General features: G+C 75.0%; 2 protein-coding genes. One reads left to right on the top strand and one right to left on the bottom strand.

Going from position 1 to position 1,337, the window contains the following annotated elements; all coding sequences use genetic code 11:
* Nucleotides 1–472 (bottom strand): hypothetical protein (locus tag ABZ641_RS37740; RefSeq protein WP_359989130.1); only part of this gene is annotated, 472 nt, incomplete at its 3' end.
* Nucleotides 473–687: 215 nt separating this feature from the next.
* Here ABZ641_RS37740 and ABZ641_RS37735 point away from each other — a divergent pair.
* Nucleotides 688–1,299 carry a hypothetical protein gene (locus ABZ641_RS37735; RefSeq protein WP_344621538.1) on the top strand — a complete coding sequence of 204 codons (612 nt, stop codon included), beginning with the start codon at nucleotides 688–690 and terminating at the stop codon, nucleotides 1,297–1,299.
* The last annotated feature ends 38 nt before the right edge of the window (nucleotides 1,300–1,337 follow it).

Genomic DNA, 1,337 nt, shown 5'->3' with positions numbered 1-1,337 from the left:
GCGGCCCGGGGTCGCAGACCGGGCAGGGGCTGAGGCCGCGTTCCCGCACGGCGCGGGCGTCCAACGGTTCGGCGCCGGTCTTGCCGGCGACCAGCGGGCAGTCCCGGCGGTGGTAGAGGGTGCCGTCGGGGAGGCCGACCGGCGGGCCGCTCTCGCCCTCGTCGGCTGCGGCGGGGGCCTCGGTGACCAGCAGCGCGTAGAGCTGGTCGAGCCGCCGGTCCGCGGGCTCGCCGGGGCCGGGGCCGGGGCCGCGGCGGACGGCGATGAGGACGGCGCCCGCGACGATCAGGGCGGCGCCGGGGGCGGTGGCCGAGGCGATGTACGGCAGCTGACGGGCCGCGAGCTCCTCCCCGGAGACGCCGTACCAGCCGAGCACGCAGAGCACCGCGCCGGCGGCGAGCGTGAACCAGCCGGGCCATTCGCGCAGGGCCCGCAGCAGCCCGGCGGTGCTGGGCCGGGGAATCCGGTTCATCCAGATTTCTCCGTACTGTCCAGATTTCTCGGTATTCTACTGTTCTGTCAGCTCCTCTTGCGGTTCGTCCGCCGATCGGCCTTCATAGTGTCACTTGCGGCATCCGGTGCCGCAGCACGGACCGAGACACCGACCCAGAGCAGCCACGACACGAGCGACCGGGGCCACCGGCGGGAGGGCGGCCCTGCGGTCGGGAAGAACGCGGTGAGCAACCCATGCGCAACAACCCTGGCGAGTCGATCCACGAGGCCGGCCCCGGCCCCGCCGCCCACCCGGACGGCCGTACCCCCTCATCCCGTCCGGTCGGCGCGGCCGCCCGGCTCGCGGCGGCCGTCCTGGCCGTCCTGGCCCTGCTGTTCGCGGCGGCCTGCAGCAGCAGCAGTTCCTCCGGGTCCTCCTCACCCTCGCCCTCGGCACCGGCCACGACCTCGGCGGCTGCGTCGCCCACGGGCGGCGGCTCGGCACCGGCCGACGCGGAGGCCGCCAAGGCGCAGATCAAGACCAACTGGGAGAAGTTCTTCGACCCGGCCACGCCGATCGCCGACCGGGCCGCGCTGCTGCAGAACGGCGAGGCGCTCCAGCCCGCCCTGCAGGGCTTCGCCAACGACCCGCGGGTCGGCCAGGTCAAGGCCACGGTGACCGACGTCCAGTTCACCTCGGACTCGGCCGCGACCGTGACGTACACGCTGACGCTGCAGGGCCAGACGGTCGAACCGGCCGCGAGCGGACAGGCCGTGCTGGACAACGGCACCTGGAAGGTGTCCACCAGCACCCTGTGCGGGCTGGTCGCCCAGGCCGGCGGCAGCGCGATCCCGGGATGCAGCTGACCGGGCTCCGACGGGCGGCCCGGCACGCCGCGGCCGCC

The sequence above is a fragment of the Kitasatospora sp. NPDC007106 genome, assembly GCF_040634455.1.
Classification (GTDB): Bacteria; Actinomycetota; Actinomycetes; order Streptomycetales; family Streptomycetaceae; genus Kitasatospora; species Kitasatospora arboriphila.
The sequence above is the reverse complement of the archived record's forward strand: the minus strand, read 5'-3'. Positions and strand labels throughout refer to the sequence as shown.